General features: G+C 74.1%; 20 protein-coding genes. 10 read left to right on the top strand and 10 right to left on the bottom strand.

The features are described from left to right. Nucleotides 1-44: 44 nt before the first annotated feature. The 6 genes from ITX44_RS20805 to ITX44_RS20830 all read right to left on the bottom strand — a co-directional run bounded on the left by ITX44_RS20805 (nt 45) and on the right by ITX44_RS20830 (nt 6,143). Nucleotides 45-350: a CATRA system-associated protein gene (locus tag ITX44_RS20805; protein WP_205358803.1), complete on the bottom strand. Its 306-nt coding sequence runs from the start codon at nt 348-350 to the stop codon at nt 45-47. A gap of 212 nt (nt 351-562) precedes the next feature. After that, nucleotides 563-1,606 (bottom strand): alcohol dehydrogenase catalytic domain-containing protein, encoded by a 1,044-nt coding sequence (locus tag ITX44_RS20810; protein WP_205358804.1) that lies wholly within the window; start codon nt 1,604-1,606, stop codon nt 563-565. Nucleotides 1,607-1,698: 92 nt separating this feature from the next. Then, nucleotides 1,699-3,081: a cytochrome P450 gene (locus ITX44_RS20815; RefSeq protein ID WP_205358805.1), complete on the bottom strand. Its 1,383-nt coding sequence runs from the start codon at nt 3,079-3,081 to the stop codon at nt 1,699-1,701. Between the two features lie 186 nt (nt 3,082-3,267). Beyond that, the gene (locus ITX44_RS20820; RefSeq protein WP_205358806.1) at nt 3,268-4,080 is read right to left on the bottom strand and encodes a family 1 encapsulin nanocompartment shell protein; all 813 of its coding nucleotides are present in this window, start codon (nt 4,078-4,080) and stop codon (nt 3,268-3,270) included. After that, complete coding sequence (locus tag ITX44_RS20825; protein WP_307795400.1) at nt 4,077-5,138, bottom strand: Dyp-type peroxidase; 1,062 nt, start codon at nt 5,136-5,138, stop codon at nt 4,077-4,079. The genes ITX44_RS20820 and ITX44_RS20825 overlap by 4 nt, the downstream gene beginning before the upstream one ends. A 144-nt stretch (nt 5,139-5,282) precedes the next feature. Next, complete coding sequence (locus tag ITX44_RS20830; RefSeq protein WP_236061185.1) at nt 5,283-6,143, bottom strand: hypothetical protein; 861 nt, start codon at nt 6,141-6,143, stop codon at nt 5,283-5,285. A 593-nt stretch (nt 6,144-6,736) separates the two neighbouring features. Here ITX44_RS20830 and ITX44_RS20835 point away from each other — a divergent pair. The 7 genes from ITX44_RS20835 to rsgA all read left to right on the top strand — a co-directional run bounded on the left by ITX44_RS20835 (nt 6,737) and on the right by rsgA (nt 13,698). Continuing rightward, a complete protein-coding gene (locus tag ITX44_RS20835; RefSeq protein ID WP_205358808.1) occupies nt 6,737-8,038 on the top strand; it encodes a PP2C family protein-serine/threonine phosphatase in 1,302 nt (433 codons plus the stop codon). A gap of 103 nt (nt 8,039-8,141) precedes the next feature. After that, nucleotides 8,142-9,077: a polysaccharide deacetylase family protein gene (locus tag ITX44_RS20840; protein WP_205358809.1), complete on the top strand. Its 936-nt coding sequence runs from the start codon at nt 8,142-8,144 to the stop codon at nt 9,075-9,077. 47 nt (nt 9,078-9,124) lie between these two features. Next, nucleotides 9,125-10,513 (top strand): MFS transporter, encoded by a 1,389-nt coding sequence (locus tag ITX44_RS20845; RefSeq protein WP_236061186.1) that lies wholly within the window; start codon nt 9,125-9,127, stop codon nt 10,511-10,513. A 146-nt stretch (nt 10,514-10,659) separates the two neighbouring features. After that, the gene (locus tag ITX44_RS20850) at nt 10,660-11,214 is read left to right on the top strand and encodes a cysteine hydrolase family protein (protein ID WP_205358810.1); all 555 of its coding nucleotides are present in this window, start codon (nt 10,660-10,662) and stop codon (nt 11,212-11,214) included. Between the two features lie 249 nt (nt 11,215-11,463). Further along, on the top strand, nt 11,464-12,039 hold the full coding sequence (locus ITX44_RS20855; RefSeq protein WP_236061206.1) for a TetR/AcrR family transcriptional regulator: 576 nt from the start codon (nt 11,464-11,466) through the stop codon (nt 12,037-12,039). A 1-nt stretch (nt 12,040) separates the two neighbouring features. Continuing rightward, the gene (locus tag ITX44_RS20860) at nt 12,041-12,259 is read left to right on the top strand and encodes a hypothetical protein (RefSeq protein WP_205358812.1); all 219 of its coding nucleotides are present in this window, start codon (nt 12,041-12,043) and stop codon (nt 12,257-12,259) included. A gap of 326 nt (nt 12,260-12,585) precedes the next feature. Continuing rightward, a complete protein-coding gene (rsgA, locus tag ITX44_RS20865; RefSeq protein ID WP_205358813.1) occupies nt 12,586-13,698 on the top strand; it encodes a ribosome small subunit-dependent GTPase A in 1,113 nt (370 codons plus the stop codon). A 50-nt stretch (nt 13,699-13,748) separates the two neighbouring features. Here rsgA and ITX44_RS42265 read toward each other — a convergent pair whose 3' ends face one another. The 3 genes from ITX44_RS42265 to ITX44_RS20875 form a co-directional block, all read right to left on the bottom strand. Next, on the bottom strand, nt 13,749-13,880 hold the full coding sequence (locus ITX44_RS42265; RefSeq protein WP_265934271.1) for a hypothetical protein: 132 nt from the start codon (nt 13,878-13,880) through the stop codon (nt 13,749-13,751). 181 nt (nt 13,881-14,061) lie between these two features. Beyond that, entirely contained in the window at nt 14,062-15,099 is a 1,038-nt protein-coding gene (locus ITX44_RS20870) for a LacI family DNA-binding transcriptional regulator (RefSeq protein WP_205358814.1), read from the bottom strand. Nucleotides 15,100-15,229: 130 nt separating this feature from the next. After that, a complete protein-coding gene (locus tag ITX44_RS20875) occupies nt 15,230-15,607 on the bottom strand; it encodes a PPOX class F420-dependent oxidoreductase (RefSeq protein ID WP_205358815.1) in 378 nt (125 codons plus the stop codon). A 175-nt stretch (nt 15,608-15,782) separates the two neighbouring features. Here ITX44_RS20875 and ITX44_RS20880 point away from each other — a divergent pair, with 175 nt between their 5' ends. After that, entirely contained in the window at nt 15,783-16,268 is a 486-nt protein-coding gene (locus ITX44_RS20880; RefSeq protein ID WP_205358816.1) for a DUF456 domain-containing protein, read from the top strand. A gap of 74 nt (nt 16,269-16,342) precedes the next feature. Here ITX44_RS20880 and ITX44_RS20885 read toward each other — a convergent pair whose 3' ends face one another. Further along, nucleotides 16,343-17,329: a helix-turn-helix domain-containing protein gene (locus tag ITX44_RS20885; protein ID WP_205358817.1), complete on the bottom strand. Its 987-nt coding sequence runs from the start codon at nt 17,327-17,329 to the stop codon at nt 16,343-16,345. Between the two features lie 2,821 nt (nt 17,330-20,150). On the opposite strand from ITX44_RS20885, the gene ITX44_RS41320 reads away from it, so the two are divergent. Further along, nucleotides 20,151-21,059, top strand: coding sequence for a protein phosphatase 2C domain-containing protein (locus tag ITX44_RS41320; protein WP_307795401.1), 909 nt, complete (start codon nt 20,151-20,153; stop codon nt 21,057-21,059). 85 nt (nt 21,060-21,144) lie between these two features. Beyond that, nucleotides 21,145-22,887 carry a pyruvate dehydrogenase gene (locus tag ITX44_RS20895; RefSeq protein ID WP_205358819.1) on the top strand — a complete coding sequence of 581 codons (1,743 nt, stop codon included), beginning with the start codon at nt 21,145-21,147 and terminating at the stop codon, nt 22,885-22,887. Nucleotides 22,888-22,936 lie beyond the last annotated feature (49 nt).

A 22,936-nucleotide genomic window follows, 5' to 3' on the forward strand; every position in this document is an offset into this window, starting at 1 on the left:
GGGGCTTGGGCGGATGTGGTTGCTCGCGCCGTTTCCCGCGCCCCTTACCTCTCCCCGGCGGACTCGTCCTGCGCCAAGGCGGCGGAGAGGTCGCGGAGGAGGAGATCGCGCTGAGCTCGCAGAGCTGAAGGCATGGGTACGGGTCCGGGCTCGGCCCGGGCTCTTCCCGGAGTGAGGTAGGAGAGTGCGCGATGAGCCGCCCGCAGGGCATCGCGATCGTCGCGGTCGACAGCCGCACGCAGTTCGTCGAGGGCGGTGGACACCTCCCACCAGGCACGGTCGTCGCGCAGCCGCCACCGGCCGACGCCTTCCAGGGTGCTGAGGACCAGGCGCACATCGATTCCGCCCATGCCAACCCGACCCCCGCCCGCACGTCCTCGTGCCGCCCCGCCCCGCCGCCGGCTGCCGATCCCGGCATGTCCGGAACATCGCCCCAGATGCCGACACAGGGCATGGTTCGATACTTGACCTACGAGAAACGGATTATGACCCCGGCGTCAACGGGCCGCAACGGCTCGCGCGTCGGATTGTCGTACCGGAAGTGGTCCCCCTGGGGACGGTGTCAACGCTCCTGAGGCCGTATCACCGTGATGCCCGCGGGGGAGCCGTCGGTGAGGGCGGCGAGGGCCGCGGGGGCCGCGGCCAGCGGGATGGTGGCGCCCAGGAGGAGGTCCGGGCGCAGGGATCCGGCGGCGACCTGTGCGAGGAGTTCGGGGTAGGCATGGGCCGGCATGCCGTGGCTGCCCAGGAGTTCCAGTTCGAGGCCGACGACGCGGTCCATCGGCACCGGGGTGGCGCCGCCCGGGAGCAGGCCCACCTGGACGTGGCGGCCGCGCGCCCGCAGGCCGGAGACCGAGGCCGTACACGCCGCCGGGGAGCCCAGCGCGTCCAGGGACAGGTGCGCGCCGCCCCCGGTGGCTTCGCGTACGGCCGTGCCCGTGGCGGCGGCGTCCGCGTCCGGGGTCAGGCACACGGCCGCACCCAGCGCGGCGGCCCGTTCCAGGGCCCGCGGGGACGGGTCGACGGCCACCACTTGGGCGCCGGCCGCGACCGCGATCATCACCGCGGACAGCCCCACCCCGCCGCAGCCGTGCACGGCCACCCACTCGCCGGACCGGACCCGGCCCTGGGCGGTCACGGCGCGGTAGGCGGTGGCGAACCGGCAGCCGAGGGAGGCGGCCGTGGTGAAGGACATCCCCTCGGGCAGCAGCACCGCGTTCGCGTCGGCGTGCGGCACCGCAACGTACTGCGCCCACGAGCCCCAGTAGGTGAAGCCCGGCTGTTCCTGACGCTCGCACACCTGCTGGTCGCCGCGGGCGCACGCCGGGCAACTGCCGCAGGCGACCACGAACGGCACGGTCACCCGGTCGCCCGGCCGAAGCCGCGTCACGCCCGCGCCCACCGCCTCCACCACGCCGGCGAACTCGTGCCCCGGCACGTGCGGCAGGACGATGTCCGGGTCGTGGCCCAGCCAGCCGTGCCAGTCGCTGCGGCACAGCCCGGTCGCCTCCACCCGGACCACCACTGCGCCGGGCCCGGGCGCCGGATCGGCGACCTCCCGTACCCCGGGCACCTCCGCGAACCGTTCGACCACCACGGCACGCACCCGCCACCACCCCGCCCCGCATCGGACCCGCGCTGAAGCCGTACCGGTAGATCGTGCCTCAGCGGAGGGCAACCTGTCGCACCCGGCCTGCCTCAGCCCGCCGTCGGCCGCCCGCCTGCCGGGACCGGCTCGCGGGACTGCGGGCGGCCGCCGCGGTCGGCCAGGCGGACCCGGTACTCCTTGGGCACCAGCACCAGGCGGGTGGAGGGGGCGACCGGGCCGCCCACCGGGGTCAGCTGCCAGCGTGCGGCGATCGACGCCAGGATCACCGTGGCCTCCGCCTCGCCGAATTCCTCGCCCAGGCACTTGGTGGCCCCGGCGCCGAAGGGCAGGTAGGCGCCGCGGTGCGCCGGCCGGCCCTCCCGCGCGTCACGGCTCTCCCGCCAGCGGTCCGGGTCGAAGTCGCCGGGGGCCGCGTGGAAGTCCGGCAGCCGGTGGAGGATGTACGGGCTGATCACCACCATGCTGCCGGCCGGCAGGGGGTGCCCGGCCAGCGTGGTGTCGCGGGTCGCCGTGCGCAGCGCGAGCCAGGCCGGCGGGTAGAGGCGCAGCGCCTCCCGTACCACCCTGCCGGTCAGGTCCAGCCGGGACAGGTGCTCGAAGCCGGCGGTGGCGCCGCCGAGCACGGCGTCCGCCTCGGCGTGCAGCGCGTCCCGTATGTCAGGGTGCCCGGCCAGCACGTGCATTGCCCACACCACGGCCGAGGACGTGGTCTCGCCGCCGGCCAGCAGCAGCACCGCGACCTGGTCGGACAGCTCCTGCGGCGACATGGCGTGGCCTTCGTCGTCGCGCGCGGCCAGCAGCCGGGACATCAGGTCGCCGCGGTCGGCCCCCGCCTGCCGGTAGTCCTCGATGAGGCGTTCGACCTGCTCGTGCCAGCGGGCGAGCGCCCGGTCGTAGCGCCGGTTGCCCGGTGTCGGCAGCCTGCCGGCCGCCGGCAGTACGGCACGGGCGTAGAAGCCGCGCAGGAACACGTCGAAGGCCGCCCGCAGTTCCGCCGCCTCGTCCGGGCGGATCCGGGCGGAGAAGAGTGCCTTGAGCGCGACCGTGGTGGTCAGCCCGAACATCGCCTCGACCATGTCCAGCTCCTGGCCGTCCCGCCAGCCGGCCATGGCGCCGTCGATCTCCTGCCGCATCACGTCGACGTAGCCACGCAGATGCTCGTGCCGGAAGGCCGGCTGCATCACCAGCCGCTGCCTGCGGTGGTCCTGGTACGGGGCGGTGGCCAGCCCCGCGCCCATGGCCTGGCGCACCTTGTCGTACACCGGGCCGGTCCGGTCGAAGCCGCGGAAGTCGGTGAGGACCTGGTGCGCCACTTCCGGGTGGCAGGCCACGAACGCCCGCCGGGGGCCGAGCCGGATCTCCACCAGGTCGCCGTGCGCGGGCAGCGACTCCAGGAACTCCAGCGGCCTGCGCTGCAGTTGAAGGAAGTGCCCCAGCAGCGGCCGGCTCCCCGGCGCCCGCCCGAACCGCATCCCACCGGCCTCCTCGCGCCTCGTACCCATCGGATGACGCCCCACGGCGCCCTTGACGCAGCCGCCCCGGGCGTCCCCGACGAGGGTACGGCCCCGGGGCGGCGCTCCGGCGGTCTTTCCCGGCCACCGGTCCGCGCGCCGCGGGGGCGCACGGGGTACGGCGGTGGCGCGTGACGAAGGCGCGCGCTACACGGCGGCTTCGGTGGCCCGCAGGGCGACGCTCGCCTCGGCGGTGTGCACCAGGAAGGTGAAAGTCTCCTGGAAGTACAGCTCGATGCTGGTGGCGTCGTGGGACAGGTAGCCGATCGACACGTCCTGACCCAGCCGCAGCTCGAAGTCGCCGCCGCGGGTGGACAGCAGGAAGGCGCCGTCGATGGCCGGGGCCCAGATGATCTCGCCGTCCAGCAGGCGGGCGATGTGCTCGTGGATCGGGTAGCCGTGGTCGGAGGTCTCGCTCACCGCGGTGTACGCCTCGGCGCTCAGCGCCAGCGTGTACGCGCCGTCCACGCCGGCCAGCCGCAGCGCGGTGACGGCCTGGGCGACGGCGTCGGGGAAGTCCCGCACGTCCGCGGGCAGCAGCAGCTCGCGGTTGGCCGAGCTCGCCCGGATGCCGGTGATGCCGGCCGCCTGGTAGCCCTCGAAGACCGCGCGGTCCTCGGCGAAGGCGAGCTGCTTGGCCGCGTCCTTGACCGGCTGCCAGTCCGCGTCCTTCGCGCCGCGCTCCACGTCGTCCACCTGGCGGCGGTCCACGGTGAACGGCACCCGCAGCTCGACCACCGGCTGGGACCGGCGCAGGTGGGCCCGCACCCCCTCGGCCGGCGGGGTCAGCGCGTCCAGGTGCCCGGTCGCCACCGCGGCCAGCTCCGCCCCGGCGGGGTCGGGCACGTCCACGATCCGGCGGGCCGCGATGTGCCGCTTGAAGGTGCGCGACGCCTCGGCCTCCAGGTCGGCCCAGGCCGCGGCCGATATCGGAGCCAGTTCTCGGTGCAGGTTGTTCACGGGGTCGTGCTCCTGTTCAGGTTGCCGATGCCGAGGCTGCCGCCGGACGACGGGGCCGGCGCGAGGACACCGGGCTCCGGCTCGCCCGGCGCGGACGGGATGACGGCCGCCTGCCCGCCGAAGGGCAGCGGAGGCAGGTCGTCGAGGAAATCGGCCGACGGTACGTAGAAGAGGGTGCCGGTGACGGCGGTGGAGAAGTCCAGGATCCGGTCGTACGGGGCCGACCCGTTGCCGCAGAACATGGTGTCGAGCATCTGCTCGGTCACCTCGGGCGTGCCGGCGTAGCCGATGAAGTACGTGCCGAACTCGCCGCGGCCGGGGCTGCCGAAGGGCATGTTGTCCCGCAGGATCTGCCGCTCCTCGCCGTCCGGGCCGGTGATGGTGTTCAGGGCGACGTGCGAGGCGTCCTCGTCCAGCTCCACGTTGCTGGCCTTGCGGCGGCCGATGATCTTCTCCTGGGCCTCGACCGGCAGCGTGTTCCAGGCGTCCAGGTCGTGCAGGTACTTCTGCACGATGACGTAGCTGCCCCCGGTGTGGTCCGGGTCCTCGTCGCCGATGAGCGCCGCCGCCTTGGCCGCCGCGCCCTCCGGGTTCTCGGTGCCGTCCACGAAGCCGAGCAGGTCGCGCACGTCCTGGAACTTGAAGCCCTGCACCTCGTCCTCGAGCGTCACCGCGCCGCGCAGCCGGTCCATGATGTGCGAGGCCAGCAGGAAGCACAGGTCCAGGCGGGTGGCCCGCAGGTGGAACAGCAGGTCGCCCGGGGTGGCCGGGGCGTGGTGCCGCGGACCCGTCAGCTCACGGAAGGGGTGCAGCTGCGCGGGCCGCGGGTAGTCGAACAGCCGGTCCCACGCCTGGGAGCCGATGCCCACCACGGAACTCAGCTGCCCGCCGGGCACGCCGAATCCGACCGAACGGCGCAGCCCCGGCAGGTCGGCCAGCAGGTCCCGGACCCGCTCCTCGCCCCCGGGGTCCACGGTGAGCACCAGGAAAATCGCTGCGGAGGTCAGCGGCCCGAGCACGCCCTGCGGCTCGGCCCCGGAACCAGAATCCGATGTCACACCCGGTCTCCTGCGTCGGCGGCGGTTCCCGGCCATTATCACCGTCCGCCTCCGGTTCCGCCCGGGCAGCCCCCCGCTTTCCGTTCCGTTCCGCGGCACCAGGGGGCCGGAGCGCGGGATCGGCGCCCCGGCCCCCTGGTCAGCTCATCCGCGGGTGTACGTGTAGACGGTCGTCACCGCGCCGCACACCGACGGCTGGATCATCTCCACCCGCAGCACGCCGGTGGCCGCCTCGTAGTCCACGCCCTCCGACTCCGAGGTGCCCGAGCAGACGCTGTCCTGCGGGATCGCGCCCAGGTCGGTGACGTGCCCGGTCACGTCACCGCCGGTCAGCGGCTGCGTCAGGTCCACCTGGAGCAGCGGCTTGTCGTCCGGGAACAGGGTCTTCGAGGAGTCGTCCGAGGCGCAGATCAGCTGGGTCGGCCCGGTGAAGTCGCAGCCCTGCACGTTGTTGACCGGCACGTCCAGGTGGATCAGCCCGGACAGCGCCAGCGAGCCGCCCTTCGGCGCGGTCGCCGGGTTCAGGATCGGCGTCGGGTAGATCTGCAGGTGGTCCATCGTGCCCCACTCGCCGGCCACCATCCACTGCCCGTCGGGTGACACCGCGTCGAAGGAGTTGTTGTACATCTCGCCCGCCACCAGCGGGTGCGTGTACTCGTACGCGCTTCCCGAGGGCGTCGTCACCCGGAACATCTTCGACGTGGGCGCCGACGCCCCGCTCTGATAGGCGTCGAACACATACCCGTTCACCGAGTCCGGGTCCCCGATGTGCGACCACCCCTCGATCCGGGTGCCCAGCGGGATCGAGCCGACGCCCCGGTACACCACGCTGTCGCCCCCGCCCGCCTGCTGCACGGTGGTGACCCCTTCGCCCGCCCCCAACGTGCTCTGCAGGCTGCTCCCGGTCTGCGTCCACCCCCCAACCGCATGCGCCGTCGCCGCCACCCCCGCTGCCGCCACCAACATCCCGGCCGCCACCGCGGCCACCGCTCCCCGCCCAGCCATCCTCGACCAGGTACGCCTGCGCATTAGTGCTCCCTGTGTTCTCGGTGGGACGTTTCCGCCCCCTCCCTACCCCCACCACCCCATCTCGCAGTGCCCATGACACGTCCATCCGGTAAATCCCGGCCCTCCGCACGAAGCTGAGCCCTCATCGGTTGCCCGGGCCCATATGTGCGGCTCTTTGAGGGGTGGGGCGCCTACATCCGCGGCCGGCGCCGCGCGGCCGTGCGCCTGGCGGCGTGGGGTGGACGCGGTGGTCGGTGGCGGGACGTGGGAGTAGCCGCACCCCTTTCGGCGCGTGGGGCTGTGTTCGGTGCGCTGCTGGTGGTCCGGGTGGGTGCAACCAGTCGCGAGCACCCGGCGTGCAAGGCGGAGGTGGCCGTGCGGGGGCAGCCGCAGCAATCAGGGGCGCGGGGCTGTATCTGATGTGCGGCTGGCGCCGCGTGGGCGCGATCAGCCACAGCGCACCGGCACCCGGCAGCGCACCCCAGGACCGTTTGGCGAGGAGCTGCCCCGCAGGGGGAAGCCGAACCACCTCAAGCCGAGGCCGGGACGAAGATTGAGAAAAGGGTGGACGTACGGACATAGGGTGAGACATGGATGAGTACGACCTCGACGAAGCCACCCAGCACGCGTTGGACCGATTGACGCTGCTGGTGGACGCGGGCTCCGCCCTGGCCAGCACATTGGAATTGCGGGAAGCGCTCCGCAGGGTGTGCAGGATCGTGGCGCAGCGGCTGGGCGGGTGGTGCGCGGTGGACGTGGTCGAGGAGGACGGCCGGATCCACCGGGTGTGCGTGGTGCACGGCGATCACGGCGAGACGGGTGACCGCCCGTGGGAAGGGCATTTGCCACCGCTGCCGCCCCGCGGCCGGGAGCCGGGCCCGCTGCGCAGGGTCCTGGACGGCGCCGGCCCGCTCCTGCTGGACCGCGACGCGCTGGCCGCGGCCCGTGCGCACGGCGAACCGGTGGACACCGGCCGGCCCGGCCCGCTGCGGGGCCCGCTCGCCGACTCCGCGGTCATCGCCCCGCTGCGCTCCCGCGGCGAGATCATGGGCGCGCTCACGGTGGCCCGCCCGGACCCCCGCGCCCCGCTGCTCGGCGACGACGTGGCGCTGGTCGCCGACCTCACCCACCGGGTCGCGCTGGCCGTGGACAACGCCCGCCTCCACCAGCAGGCCCGCCACGTCGCGGAACTCCTCCAGCGCTCGCTGCTGCCCGACCTGCCGCGCCCGGACGCGTTGCGGCTCGCCGCGCGCTACGTCCCCTCGCCGGACGCCGCGGAGGTCGGCGGCGACTGGTACGACAGCTTCGTCCTGCCCGGCGGCGCCACCGCACTGATCATCGGCGACGTCACCGGGCACGACCTGCACGCCGCGATCGCCATGAGCCACCTGCGCAACATGCTGCGCGGCATCGCCTGCGACCGGGAGGAACCGCCGGGCGCGATCCTGCGCCGGCTGGACATCGCGCACAGCAACCTGCTCCCGGAGGACACCGCCACCTGCCTGTACGGCCTGCTGGAAGGCCCGCCGGGCGGCCCCTGGCAGTTCCACCACGCCTCGGCCGGCCACCCGCCGCCGCTGCTGATCACCGCCGACGGCGACAGCCGCTACCTGACGGGCGGCCGGGGCGTACTGCTGGGCGCGAGCCCCGAGCGCGAGCGCGGCAGCGTGATCGAGTCGCTGCCGCCCGGCGCCACCCTGCTGCTCTACACCGATGGCCTGATCGAACGCCGCACCGAATCGCTCGACCAGGGCATGGTGCGGCTGCGCCGCCAGGCCGCCGGACTGGTCGGCGAACCGCTGGACGCCCTGTGCGACGGGCTCCTGGCCGCCCTCGGCTCCGGCGCGGACGACGACGTCGCCCTTCTGGCCCTGCGCCTCCCGGAAGCCTGAGCCGTACGACACCCGCACCCGGCGGCCGGGAACGCGAGGGCCCGCGGCGCCCTCTTCCCGGACGGCACTTCGCACCGCACCGACCGTGTTCCGGGAGAGGCTCATGACGCCCAGCCGCAGGGCCCTGCTGGCAGCGCTCGGGGGAGGGCTGCTGGCCGGCTGCGCCCCACCCGCGGCGCACCCCGCGCGCAGCACACCGACGCCGGCACCGACGGCGGCGAACGGGGCGCCGGAGGCGGCCGGCGGCACCCGGCCGGGGCCGGGAGCGCCGACGGTGAGCCGGGCCGAGATCGTGGCCCGTTACGGCCATCGCCGGCCGCACGCCTGGGGCTTCGACGCGCCCGGCGTCGTACGGACGGTGCCGGCACCGGAAGGGGAGCGGATCCTCGCGCTGACCTTCGACGCCTGCGGCGGCCGGGGTGGCAGCGGCTACGACCGGGCGCTGATCGCACTGCTGCGCCGGCACGAGGTGCCGGCCACGCTGTTCCTCAACTCCCGCTGGATCGACGCCAATCCGGCCGCTTTCCGGGCGCTGGCCCGCGAGCCGCTGTTCGAGATCGCCAACCACGGCACCCGGCACCGCCCGCTGTCGGTGGCGGGCCGCTCGGCGTACGGCATCCCGGGCACGCGCGACGCGGGCCAGGTGTACGACGAGGTGTCCGGCAACCACCTGAAGCTCACCCGGCTGCTGGGCGAGCCGCCACGCTTCTTCCGCTCCGGCACCGCCTACCTCGACGACGTGGCCGCGCGGATCGTCACCGATCTGGGGGAGCGCCCGGTGACCTTCTCCGTCAACGGCGACGCGGGCGCCACCTTCACCCCTGCGCAGGTCAGGGCGTCCGTCGAGGCCGCGCCGCCCGGTTCGGTGGTGATCGGGCACATGAACCACCCGGAGGGCGGTACGGCGAAGGGCTTCGCCGCCGCCCTGCCGCGCCTGCTGGCCGGCGGCCACCGATTCGTCCGCCTCGGCGAGATACCGCACCGGGCCCGGCCCCGCCGACCGGTCCGGGCCGCACCGGGCTCCACCTCCTCCAGGTAGCCAGTCCAGACTGGACAGTTTTAGCTGAAGGAATTACCGTGGGGGTCATGCCCACGACCGGAACCCGCCCCCGTACGCCCATGGCCTTCGACCGGCGCCTGCTCGCGCCGATGATCCTGGGCTCGGTGCTCAATCCGGTGAACTCCTCGGTGCTCTCGGTCTCGCTGGTGCCGATCGGCGCGGCCTTCGGCGCACCGCCCTCGCGTACCGCCTGGCTGATCTCCGCCCTCTACCTGGCGACCGCGATAGGCCAGCCGGTCGTGGGCCGGCTGATCGACCTGTACGGCCCGCGCCGCCTGTACCTGACCAGCACCGCGCTCACCGGGATCGCGGGGCTGCTCGGCACCTTCGCGCCGAGCCTGGGCGTGCTGATCGCGGCCCGGGTGCTGCTCGGCTTCGGCACCTGCGCGGGCTACCCGGCCTCGATGTACCTGATCCGCAGCGAGGCCCGGCGCACCGGCGCGGAGAGCCCGGCCGGTGTGCTGACCGCGCTGGCCGTCGCCAACCAGACCATCGCGGTCATCGGCCCCTCCCTCGGCGGCCTGCTGATCGGCGCGGGCGGCTGGCGCAGCACCCTGGCCCTGAACCTCCCGCTGTCCGCGGCCTGCCTGCTGCTCGGCAGCCGGCGGCTGCCCACGACCCGTCCGCCGGCCGCGTCCGGCCGCCCCCGCCTGGACCTGCCGGGCATGGGGCTGTTCGCCGCCATGCTGCTCACGCTGCTGCTGTTCCTGATGTCGCCGCGGGTTCACAACTGGTACCTGCCGCTGATGACCGTCCTTGCCGCCGCCGCCCTCGTGGCCCGCGAACTGCGCACCGAGGGGCCGTTCATCGACCTGCGGGTGCTCGGCGGCAACCCGCCGCTGCTGCTCACGTACATCCGCAGCCTGCTCGCGTACACCGTCTCGTACGCCTTCGTCTACGGCTATACGCAGTGGCTGGAGGACGGCCGCGGGCTGAGCGCGTCGCGCACCGGGCTCGCCCAACTGCCGCTGTTCGCCGTGGCGATCGCGGTGTCCACCACCACCGGGCGCAGCCGGCAGGTGCGCGGCAAGCTGATGGCCGGCGCGGTCGGACAACTCGCCGCGTGCGCGCTGCTGCTGCCGCTCGGGCCGCACAGCGGGGTGTGGCTGCTGGTGGCGATCGCCCTCGTCATGGGCGTGCCCCAGGGGCTCAACTCCCTGGCCCTGCAGAATTCCGTCTACCGGCAGGCGGAGCCGGAGCGGATGGGGTCCTCGGCCGGACTGCTGCGCACCTTCGGCTACTTGGGCGCGATCATCGCCTCCGCCGCCAACGGCGCCTTCTTCCCGCACCGCGCGGACACCGCCGGCCTGCACCACCTGGTGTGGTTCCTGCTGGCGATCGCCGCGCTCTTCCTGGCCGTCACCGCGGCCGACCGGTCCCTCGGACGGACCCGCGAGCCGGACCCGGTCCGATGAGCCGGCGCCCGACCGGCGCCGTATCACCGGCGGAACAGCCCGGACCAACTCCTTTGCGCCAACCGCGTACGGAGCCGGCCCGGCATCGACCCACCGCCCTTGCGGCGGTGCTCCCCAACTCCCCAGCACAGGAAGCCGAGTAACCCATGACCACCACCGCCCTGCTCGTGATGGACGTGCAGCAGGCCATTGTCGGTCGCGCCGAGCACGGCCCCGACTACCTGCCGCGGCTGGCCCGCGCGCTCGACGCCGCACGCGACGGCGGCATTCCGGTTCTCCACGTGGTCATCGGCTTCCGCGCCGGGCACCCGGAGAACAGCGGGCGGAACCGGGCGTTCGCGGCCCTGCCGCCGGGCGCGTTCACCGCGGACGACCCGGGCGCCGCGATCCACCCCGCGGTGGCGCCGCGGCCCGGCGAGACGGTGATCACCAAGAAGCGGGTGAGCGCCTTCACCGGCTCCGACCTGGAGGTTGTGCTGCGCTCGGGCGGCATCGACCACTTGGTGCTGGCCGGGATCGCGACCAGTGGTGTGGTGCTCTCCACGCTGCGTCAGGCCGCCGACCTCGACTACCGGATCACCGTCCTGGCCGACGGCTGCCTCGACCCGGACCCCGAGGTGCACCGCGTGCTCACCGAGAAGGTCTTCCCGCGGCAGGCCGAGGTGCTGACCGTCGACGAATGGGTCAAGACGGCCGGTTAGCAGGCAATACCTCGCCCGAAGCGGTCCGCGGTCCGGCCGGCCGCGGGCCGCCGCTCCGGGCTGCGCATGAGACGCGGACGACGCCCGGACCGCGCACCGGAATTGGCTCATTCGGCCCGCACCCGCGGTGCCCTCTGCCAGACTGGGTAAGCAGGCTTACCGCAGTCGCGTGGAGGGTGTGCCGAGGTGCAAAGCGAGAGCGTAGCCGGATTGCGCGCCCGGCGCAGGGACGAACGCCGGGCCCGGCTGATGACCGCGGGGCGCGACCTCTTCGCAGGCCATGGGTATGACAGGACGACCATCGGACAAGTGTGCTCGTCCGCGAAGGTCTCCATGCGGGCGTTCTACGAGGAGTTCGACAGCAAGCAGGCACTCCTCCTCGCGGTGCACGAAAAAGTCACCGCGGCCGGCATGGAGGCCGTCGCCGCGGTAATGCGCGCGCCCGATATCGACTCCGTCCCCACCGCCGAACGCATCGGCCGGCTGTTCGGGGCTTTCGCGGAAGCCGTCACCCAGGACGTGCAGGGCGCCAAGGTCGCCTACGTCGAAGTCCTCGCGGCCGGGAGGGAGGTCGAGGAGCACCGCCTCATGTGGCGCTCGCTGTGGACCGACTTCTTCGTCGCCGAGATGGGCCGGGCCGTCAAGCTCGGCGAGGCCGTCGACCGCGACTACTCCTTGGCGATCGTCGCCCTGATCGGCGCCGTCAACGAGGTGCTGGCGCACTGGAGCCGGCAGGCGCGGAGCGTGCCGCCCGCCCTCCTCGCCCGCGAACTGGCCCGGCTCACCCTGGGCACCCTCGGCGTGCCGATCCCCGAGGAGTGGTGAGATGACCTCGCACTGGCTGCTCCTGGTGCGTCACTTCAACGATCCCGGCACCGACCTCGACCCCGCGGTCGCCGCCCGGGCGGCGGCCGACATCGTGCTGCGCGAGCACCCCTCGCCCCCCGACCTGGTCGAGGCCGTGATGAGCACCGCGGCCACCACGTTCGCCGCAGCCGTGACCGCCCGCCAGGCCCGTGCCGCCCTCACCCAGGCGGCCTCGTGACGGGACGCGGCGTCCGGCCGGGGGAAACGCGGGAGACCGGCGGGCGCGGAAATTCGGTGGCGGGGGAGACGGTGACGCGCTAGCGTCCGGGATGTCGGCGACGGGCCCGCCCGGTTGAGGTGGGCCGTCGGTGGAGCCGTTGAGCATGTCCAGGGAGGTGTGACCCGATGGCTGTCCAGGTGATGAGTGCTGCGCGCACCCAGAAGGCCGTTCCGTTCACCCCCGTGGTCTCCGGCTGACCGACCGACCCGTATTCCGTTCGCCCGTACCGCCTCGCGGCGGTGCGGCGACGTGCGCCGGGGACTGCCCATGCGAAGGGTTTCCCCTTGTCTTTCTCTTTTCGTGACGCCTCCTCGCACACTCTCGTCCCCTACGGATGGGACGACGTGTGGGAGGCGGAGTTCCAGCCGTACGCCGCCCGGGGCCTGGTGCCCGGGCGGGTGGTGCGGGTGGACCGCAACATGTGCGACGTGGTGACCGCCCAAGGCACCGTACGGGCGGACACCGCGCTGGTCATGCCGCCGGACCCGATGCAGATCGTGTGCACCGGCGACTGGGGCGCGCTCGACCCCGAGGGCACCGACCCGCGGCTGGTCCGGGAGTTGCTGCCGCGGCGCACCCGGATCGTCCGCTCGACCTCCTCCAAGCGCTCCGAGGGCCAGGTGCTGGCCGCCAACGTCGACCACATCGTGGTGTGCCTGTCGCTGGCGGCGGAACTCGACCTCGGCCGGCTGGAGCGGTTCCTGTCCCTGGCCTGGCAGAGCGGGGCGCAGCCGGTGGTGGTGCTGACCAAGGCCGACCTGGTGCCCGACACCTCCTTCCTGCTGGCCGACGCGCAGGCGGCGGCTCCCGGCGCCGAGGTGCTGGTGGTCAGCGCGGCCGAGGGCGAAGGCGTGGACGTGCTGGCCGCGCTCCTCGGCGGGAGCAGCGCGGTGCTGCTCGGCCAGTCCGGTGCGGGCAAGTCCACGCTGGCCAACGCCCTGCTGGGGGCCGACGTGCAGCAGGTACGGGCCACCCGCGACGCCGACGGCAAGGGCCGGCACACCACGACCACCCGCGACCTGCTGCCGCTGCCCGGCGGCGGCGTGCTGATCGACACCCCGGGCCTGCGCGGAGTGGGGTTGTGGGACGCGGAGTCCGGGCTCACCCAGGTCTTCGCCGAGATCGAGGAACTGGCCCGCGACTGCCGCTTCCACGACTGCTCGCACCAGTCGGAGCCGGGCTGCGCGGTGCTGGCCGCGATCGAGGACGGCAGCCTGCCCGAACGGCGGCTGGACAGCTACCGCAAGCTGCTGCGGGAGAACGCCTGGATCGCCTCCCGCACCGACCAGCGGCTGCGTGCCGAACTGCGCCGCGAATGGAAGCAGCGCTCGGCCGCCGGCCGGGAGATGTACGAGCGCAAGCGCGGCGGCGGCCACCGGCACGGCCGCGCGTACTGAACGCCTGGGCCGAGCGCCCGGGCGACGTACTCACGCCACCTGGCGACCCGTCATCCCGCGCCACCGCCACGCCCGTGACGGCGGCGCACCGCGATGGGGGAGCCCGCGCTCCAGAACGATCCGATGACACCGGCGATCACGAGTGCGACGATGATGATCCCGATAACCACGCTGTAGGCCATGTGGAGCCCTCCTCGCTGCCGGGGGTGCGGCCTTCTTCACCGCACCGTCACGTTCGCTGCCTGATCGTGACCTTCCCGTTGCCCGAGGTTTCCAACCGTGCCGAAGCGGAACCGAGTTGACCCGGGCTCGCGGGCCCGCCGGATCGATCTTCCGGGGGCCCGGGCGCACCAGGGGAAGCGCTCAGGCGGAGGCGCGTACGACCAGCCGGGTCGGGGTGACGATGGAGGCGGCCCGGACCGGCTCGGCGCCGCCCTGGGCCGGCGGTTCCAGCGTGCGCAGCAGCAGACCGGCCATCAGCCGGCCCATCTCCTCTATGTCCTGGTGAACCGTGGTCAGCGGCGGGTCGGTCCACTCGGCGACCGACACCATGTCGTCGAAGCCGACCACCGCCACGTCCTCCGGCACCCGCCGCCCCACCGTACGCAGCACCCGCAGCGCGCCCGAGGCCATCACGTCGGAGGCGACGAACACCGCGTCCAGGTCCGGCACCCGCTCCAGCAGCGCGGTCATCGCCCGGGCCCCGCCCTCGGGAGTGAAGTCGCCCTCGACGATCAGCCGCGGATCGGCGTCCGGCAGCACGTCCCGGAACCCGTCCAGCCGGTCCACCGACGCCGTCTGGTCCAGCGGCCCGGCGATGTGCGCGACCTGACGGCGGCCCAGCCCCAGCAGATACCGCACCGCGTCCCGCGCGCCGCCCCGGTTGTCGCAGTCCACGTACAGCGTCCGGTCGTCCGACCAGCCCGGCCGCCCGCCGATCACCGTGGGCACCCCGGCCCGCCGGGCCAGCGCCGGCAGTTCGTCCTCCGCGTGCAGCGAGAAGATGAGCGCGCCGTCCACGTGCCCGCCGGCCAGATAGCGGCCCACCCGCTGGTAGTCCGCCGTGCCCTCGGTCAGCAGCAGTACCAACTGGTTGTCGTGCGCGGTCAGTTCACGGCTGATGCCGCGCACCTGCTGGGCGAAGAAGGGGTCGGTGAAGAATCGGGTCTCCGGCTCGGCGACCACCACCGCGATCGCGTCGTTGCGCCGGGTCACCAGGGTCCGCGCGGCCTGATTGGGCACGTACCCGAGTTCGTCGACCGCCCGCCGCACCCGCTCCACCAGCGGCGCGCGCACCCCCTCGCTGCCGTTGACCACCCGGGAGGCGGTGGCCCGGGACACTCCGGCCCGCGCCGCCACGGCTTCGAGCGTGGGGCGGGGCGCGAAGCCTGGCTCGGACAACGGAGGGCTCCTTCGCGCACGGATAACAAAAAATATGCCTACGAAAACGTAAGCACAGCGTATCGGGTCCCCGCCGCCCGCGTGAGAGCGCTCTCCGCATCCTTCCGGGTGATCCTCCCGACTCCCCGGCTCAGTCGTCCAGCCCCCACCCGAAGATCTTGTACGGCCGGATCCTGATCAGCTCCCCGCTGAGGTGCCTCCCGTACGCGTGCGGCCCCGTCACCTGCTCGGCCACCCCGCGGATCTCCACCCCGCGCACCTTCCACGGGTCCACCGAGGCGATGTCGTCCACCACCAGCGACACATACGGATCGGCCGCCACGTTCCGCCACTTCCGGGTGGTCGCCATGGCCCAGCCGCCGATGTCCACGCCCCCGTCCTCCCGCAGGAAGTACCCCACCGGGTTGTTCTGCGGCCGCCCCTGCGCGTCCACCGTGGCCAGCCGCCCCAGCCGCTGCCCCCGCAAGTACGCCACCTCGGCGTCGGTCAGTTCCGTTCGCTTCGCCATACCTCCACCCTCACACCGCCGCCCGCCCCTCGCATCGGCCGCGGGACCGAACGGCCCCCCGGTACGCAGACGTAGTCCCTTGCGTCCCCCTTGTCCCCCGCCCCTCGTATAACGCCCCGGCTGCGATGATCCCGGCCGGGCGGCGGACCCCGCGTGATTCGGGCAGGGTGGGGCCATGGGGACCGCACAGTTGTGCCTGATCGGCGCGGTGATACTGCTCGGCCTCGTCAGCGTGCCGGCCCCCGGCGTACCGGGGACCCTGCTGTGCTGGGGGGCCGTACTCTGGTGGGCGACGTCCGAGCACACCAGCCTGACCTGGGGCGTTCTCGCCGGCGCCACCGGCTTGCTGGCCGTCGCCCAAGTCGTCGTCTGGCTGCTGCCGAACCGCCGCATCCGCGACTCCGGCGTCACCTGGCGCACGATCATGAACGCCGGCGCGGTCGCCATCGCCGGCTTCTTCCTCGTCCCCGTCCTCGGTGCGATCCTCGGCTTCACCGGCACCCTCTACGTCACCGAACGCGTCCGCCTGGGCGGCGGCCACCGCACCGCCTGGACCGCCACCCGCACCGCCATGCGCGCCGTCGGCAATTCCGTCCTCGTCGAGCTCATGGCATGCCTGTTCGTCACGGCGGGGTGGATCTCGGCGGTGTTCGCCGGCTGAACGGGGTCCGGCGGGTGCCGGGCCGTACGGGAGGAAGCCGGGCTGTACGGGAAGAGGCCGGGCCCCGGCGCCGCCTACTCCGCCCGCGCCACCCACCCGCGTTCGTACGCGTGCCACCCCAGCTGCAACCGGGTCGTCACCCCGGCCAGCTCCATCAGCCGCTTCACCCGCCGCTGCACGGTCCGCAACCCCAGGTCGAGCTGCTTGGCGGCCGACGCGTCGGTGAGTCCGGCCAGCAGCAGCGAGAGGATCTGCAGGTCCGTCGCGTCCGGCCCGCCCACCCCCTCCTCCGCGACCACCCCGTGATCGTCCAGCCGCACCGGCATGCCCTGCCGCCAGACCTCCTCGAAGAGCCCGAGCAACGACTCCAGCAACCCGCTCGCGTGCACCACCAGGGCCGCCGGCTCGGCCCCCCGCCCGGTCAACGGCACCATGGCGAGCCCCCGGTCCACCACGACGAGCCTCGTCGGCACCCGGTCCACCACCCGCACCCGCTCCCCCCGCCCGAGCGTGGCGGCCAGCCCCGCCAGCCCGTCCGCCCCGGTGAGCACGGCCCGCTCCAGCACCACCCGGTACGCCACCCCGCGCGCGCCGCTCTCCTCGTCTGCGCCGCTCCCGTCGCCGGCCACGGGCCCCGGCCGGTCGGTGACGAGCGAGCAGACCTCCCGCTGCGCGCTGAACCGCAGCTGGTGGAAGCGCTGGGCCACCGCCCCGGCCCCGGTGACGACCTCGACCAGATCGTGCACGGCGGGCTCGGCGGCCCGGGCCCGGAACTCGGCGGCGAGCACGGCCGCGGCGACCTCCGCCTGCTCCAGGTCGTGCCGACGGCGGGTCAGAAGCGCGGACAGCGCGATCGCCGGCGGCGCGGCGACCCACCGCCCCGGCCGTGCGGAGGACTGCGCGACCAGGCCGTGCCCCTCCAGCCGCCGCAGCACCCGCCCGGCGTCCTCCTCCGGCAGCCCGAGCCGGTGCGACAGATCCCCCACCTCCGCCGCCCCGAGCCCCACCAGGGCGCGGTAGGCCGCCTCCTGTACGTCGTCCAGACCGATCGCGCCGAGCAACGAGCCCCCCTGTGTCCTTCCGCGGTGGCCGTACGGTGACCGTACGATTCACCCGCGCGTCGCTCGCCGTGCGCGCGGGGTGCGGGCGCGGTACGCATTCCGTACGCGCCCTGTGCACGTTTGCCCGGCATCGTACGCGTGTGCGGTGGCGGGAAAGAGCCACGGCGGATTTCCGCCACGATCGTTTTTTGCTGCCCGAACCGCGTCTCGGGGCCGTCTCCCGGGGGTCCGGGGCCCGCGGTTGCCGCGCCGGCCGCCCAAGCCCGCACCGGGGCCCCGGCTTTGGTGTTTTCCGCCCCATCAGGCGGTGGACAATAAGGGCATGAGCCAGCAGGGGGACTCACGCCCGAGCCAAGAGGACGACTGGTGGCGGCAGTTGTACGGCGATGAGCCTGCTGCCGGCTCCGCTTCCGGGAGCACCGGGGGTACGCACAGTGCGCCGGAGCGGGGCCCCGCGCGGCCCGGCGGGGCGCAGGGTGCGGCCACATCCGGGCAGGGGCAGGGGCAGGGGCAGGGGCAGGGGCAGGGGCGCAGGCCGGGCGGCCCGGCGTCCGGGGACTCGCTCGACGCGCACTTCGACTCGGCCCTGCACGCGATGTCGCCGCCCCCTCCGCCGCGCACCGAAACGCTGAAGCTGCGCCGCCCCACGCCCCCACCGCCCCCTCCTTCCTGGCCCCGCCCGACCCGCCTCCCCGACCCCCCTCCCACCGACCAGGCCTCATGGGACCCCTGGAACGCGGAACCGACCTTCGCCGAGCCGCAGGGTCTGCCCGTGCCGGAAGGGATGCAGGACCCTGCGAGCGGTGACGAGGGGGCCGCTGGGACGGTACGCCCGGGGGACGACGGTGGGAGGGGTGAGGGTGCGCCTGCGGAGGAGCGCGGCCGCGGTTCCGCGGATGTGTTGCCGGGGGCGGAAGGCGCTGCCGGCAACGTAGGCCCGGGGGACGGTGCGCGGGCTGATGAGGAGCCTGAGAGCGGCTCGCCGGATATGTGGCGGTCGACGGACCGCGCCGCCGGGTACGTAAACCCGGCGGAAGCCGGCCGCGCCGAGAGTGGGCTGCCGGCGGATGAGCCCGCGTCTGCGGAGGAACGAGTAGGCCCGGGTGACGCTGTCCGGACTGACGGTGCGGCGTCGGCGGATGAGCTTGTGCCTGAGGAGGAGCGTGGGCGCGGTTCCGCGGATGGGTGGCCGGAGACGGATCGTGCCGCCGGGAGCGCAGGTCCGGCCGGGAGCACACCGCCCGCCCCGGCTGAGGAGAGGCGAGCCGCGGCCGAGAGTGCGGCGGCTGACGGTGTCTCACCGGCGGAGCCGGCTGCCCCACCGGCTCCTCCTGCCCGTCCCTGGGACGCCTGGGTGACCCCGCGTCCGCAGACGTCCCCGCCTCCGCCGAAGCCCGCGGACGCCCCGACCGCCCCGCCGTCCGCCGAACAGTGGGGCACCCCCGCCGTTGCCGAACCGGAACCGGAACCCGCACCGGCGGTCGAGCCCGACCCCGAGCCGCAGCGGTGGTGGGAGGCCCCGCCTCCGGCGGCTCAGCCCCGGGCAGACGACGAGGCGCCCGTACGGGATACGTCGGACGAATCCTCAACCTCCGCTCAGGAGCCGGAACGTACGGTGCGCCCGGCGGCGGACCCGCCGAGCGGCCGTCGCGTCCCGCCCCGCGCCGAACTGTGGGGCATCCCCGCCCCGACCCGCCACGTCCCCGCGCCCCCGGCCCCCGAGCAGGATCCGCTCATCCCGTGGGGCCGTACGGAGTCGCCGCAGCAGCCCGCCGCTCCGGCTGGCGATGTCTCTGTGCCTCCGGCTTCTGCGTCGGCGCCCCAGTGGGGGTCGGTCAGCCCGGAGGGCGTTGTGGAGTCGCAGGAGTCTCCCGCCTCGGCCGGCGATGGCCCTGCGCTGCCGGCGGCTGAGGATGCCCCGCTCACCCCAGATGGCCGCGCTGAGCCCTCCCAGCAGGCCGCTGCCTCGACCGGCGACGTCGCCGTGCCGCCGGCTCCCGAGCCGGCGCCCCAGCGGGAGCCAGTTGGCCCGTGGGGCCGTACGGAGTCGACCCAGCAGCCCGTCGCTCCGGCTGGCGATGACGCCGTGCCTCCGGCCCTGGAGCAGGCGCCCGAGCAGGATCCGCTCACGCCGTGGAGCCGTACCGAGCCGACTCGGCAACTTCCCGCCCCGCCCGCACAGCCTCCCTCGATCGGCCCCGCGCCGACCTCGGACACCGCCGACGCCCGGACCGCGTCGCCGCTCACCGCGTCGTGGGGCATCCCGGCCCCGACCCGGAACGTGCCGGCGGAGCCCGAACCTGCGACTGCCGGAGACGAGCCGGACGGGCCGGGGAGCGCCGCGGAGCCCGTAGCGCCGGGGCCCGACCCGCTGCCCGAGGATGCCGTACCGCCGGGAGAAGCTCCGGCGGAACCGTCCGCGGACCTCCTTCCCGCGCTCCCCGCGGAACTGCCGTCAGCCAAGCCCCAGCCTGCAGTCCCGGACTCCGTTCGGGAGGACCCGCGCGCCCTTCCGTCCGCTGCGGATCCGGAGCCGTCGGACGATGCCGTACCGCCCACAGAAGCTCCGTCGGAAGTGTCGGCGGACCCCCGTGCCGTTCCGCCCGCCGGGGGCGGGGAGCCCTCGTCCGCAGCCGTACCGCGGACAGACGCTCCGGCCGAGTCCGCGTCCCCGTTCACCCCTGCGTGGGGCATTCCCGCGCCCACCCGGGACGTACCGCCGGGTCCGGACGCCGCACACCAGGGAGAACCCGCACGCACGCCCACACTGCCCGGCACGCCCGGGGCCGGGGCGACGGCGACCGTGTTCGGGGAGGGGGACGTGACGTGGGCGCCGGAGTTGCCGCCGGGGTGGGTGGCGGCGGTGGGGGCGGAGGAGATCGAGGGGCCCGAGGTGGTGGGGGGTGGGCCGCCGACGTACGGGGCGGAGCCGACCTCGTGGCCGGAGGCGGACCCGGAGGCGCTGGGCGGGCTGGTGCCCGACACCGTGCTGGACGGGGCGCGGTACGGGCGGCTGACGCTGCGTACGGTGGCGATGCGCGGGGACTCGGCCCGGTACCGGGGGCAGCCGCGCCGGGACGCGCTGCTGACCGCGCGGTTCGGGTCGGGGGACGACGCGCTGCTGCTGGTCGCGATGGCCAGCGGCGCGCGGGCGGCGGACGACGCGCACCGGGCCGCGCAGGACGCCGTGCGGTGGATCGCCGGTGCCATCGGGCGCAGCAGGGCCCGGCTGGCGGAGGACATGCGGGCCGACCGGCGCGCCTCGCTGAAGTCGGGGCTGCACCGGCTGACCGACCGCTGCTACGGGCGGCTGCGGGCCCGCGGCGAGGACCTGGGCCTGGGCGAGGGCACGTACACCGCCTCGCTGCGCTGCCTGCTGCTGCCGGCCGACCCGGCCTGCGAGATGCGGCTGTTCTTCGGGGTCGGGGACGGCGGGCTGTTCCGGATCCGGGACGGGGCCTGGCGGGACCTGGACCCCGAGCCGGACGACTCGGACGCGTCCGCGCCGTTCCGGTTCCGCGCCGCCGTCGCCCGGCCGGGTGACGCGCTGGTGATGTGCAGCGGCGGCCTGGCCGAGCCGTTGCGCGGCGAACCGGAACTGGCCGCGCACCTGGCCCGGCGCTGGGGCGACGGCAACGTCCCGGGGCTGGCCGCCTACCTCGCCGACGTCCAGACCCGGGTCAAGGGCTACGCCGACGACCGTACGGCGGTGACCGTCTGGGACGCCTGACCCGCCGCCCGGGGCCGGGGTCGAAGGCCGCCTGCCCGGGGGACGTACGGATGCGGACCGGCGCGCCTTGTGCGCAGATGAGTACATGGCGAAGCAGACCGTGGCCGAGCAGTTCATCGACATCCTGGTACGGGCGGGGGTGCGCCGCCTGTACGGGGTGGTGGGCGACAGCCTCAACCCGGTGGTGGACGCGGTGCGCCGCAACCGGGACATCGACTGGGTGCACGTCCGGCACGAGGAGACCGCCGCCTTCGCGGCCGGCGCCGAGGCGCAGCTCACCGGGCGGCTCGCCGCGTGCGCCGGGTCCTGCGGGCCCGGCAACCTGCACCTGATCAACGGCCTGTTCGACGCCCACCGCTCGATGGCCCCCGTGCTCGCCCTGGCCTCGCACATCCCCAGCAGCGAGATCGGCACCGGCTACTTCCAGGAGACCCACCCGGACCAGCTCTTCCAGGAGTGCAGCCACTACAGCGAACTGATCTCCAACGCCCGGCAGATGCCGCGGGTGCTCCAGACCGCGATCCAGCACGCGGTGGGCCGCGGCGGCGTTTCGGTGATCGCCCTGCCGGGCGACATCGCCGCCCACGACGCGCCGCAGCGCAGCGTCGAGCACGCCCTGGTCACCCGCCGTCCCACGGTCCGGCCCGGTGACGGGGAGATCGACGAGCTGGCCCGGCTGGTGGACGCCGCCCGCCGGGTCACCCTGTTCTGCGGCAGCGGCACGGCCGGCGCGCACCACGAGGTGATGGCCTTCGCCGAACGGGTGAAGGCCCCGGTCGGGCACGCCCTGCGCGGCAAGGAGTGGATCCAGTTCGACAACCCGTACGACGTCGGCATGAGCGGCCTGCTCGGCTACGGCGCCGCCTACGAGGCCATGCACGAGTGCGACCTGCTGATGCTGCTCGGCACCGACTTCCCGTACAACGCCTTCCTGCCAGACGACGTGACGATCGTGCAGGTCGACGTGCGGCCCGAGCACCTGGGCCGGCGGTCCAAGCTGGACCTGGCGGTGTGGGGGGACGTCGGCGAGACGCTGCGCTGCCTCACCCCGAAGGTGCGGGCCAGGACCGACCGGAAGTTCCTGGACCGGATGCTGCGCAAGCACGCGGAGGCGCTGGAGGGGGTGGTGAAGGCGTACACCCGCAAGGTGGACCGGCACGTGCCGATCCACCCGGAGTACGTGGCCTCGGTGCTGGACGAAGTGGCGGCCGACGACGCGGTGTTCACGGTCGACACCGGCATGTGCAACGTGTGGGCCGCGCGTTACCTCACTCCGAACGGCAGACGCCGGGTGATCGGCTCCTTCTCGCACGGCTCGATGGCCAACGCCCTGCCGCAGGCGATCGGCGCGCAGTTCCTGGATCGCGGCCGCCAGGTGGTGTCGATGTCCGGCGACGGCGGATTCGCCATGCTGATGGGCGACTTCCTGACCCTGGTGCAGTACGACCTGCCGGTGAAGGTGGTGCTGTTCGACAACTCCGCGCTGGGCATGGTCGAACTGGAGATGCTGGTCGAGGGCCTGCCGGCGTACGGCACCACCAACCACAACCCGGACTTCGCGGCCCTGGCGCGGGCGGCCGGCGCCTACGGGGTGCGGGTGGAGAAGCCCAAGCAGCTGCGCGACGCGCTGCGGGACGCCTTCCGGCACAAGGGCCCGGCACTGGTGGACGTGGTCACCGACCCGCACGCGCTGTCCATCCCGCCGCGGATCACCGGCGAGCAGATCGGCGGCTTCGCCCTGTCGATGGGCAAGATGGTGCTGGACGGCGGCGTCGGCAAGATGGTCCAGCTCGCCCGGTCCAACCTGCGCAACATCCCCCGGCCCTAGTACCCGCGCCACGCTGACCGCGCCCGCCGCGCCCACGAGGAGGGGTCCC

The organism is Actinacidiphila acididurans (assembly GCF_016918855.1).
Taxonomy (GTDB): Bacteria; Actinomycetota; Actinomycetes; order Streptomycetales; family Streptomycetaceae; genus Actinacidiphila; species Actinacidiphila acididurans.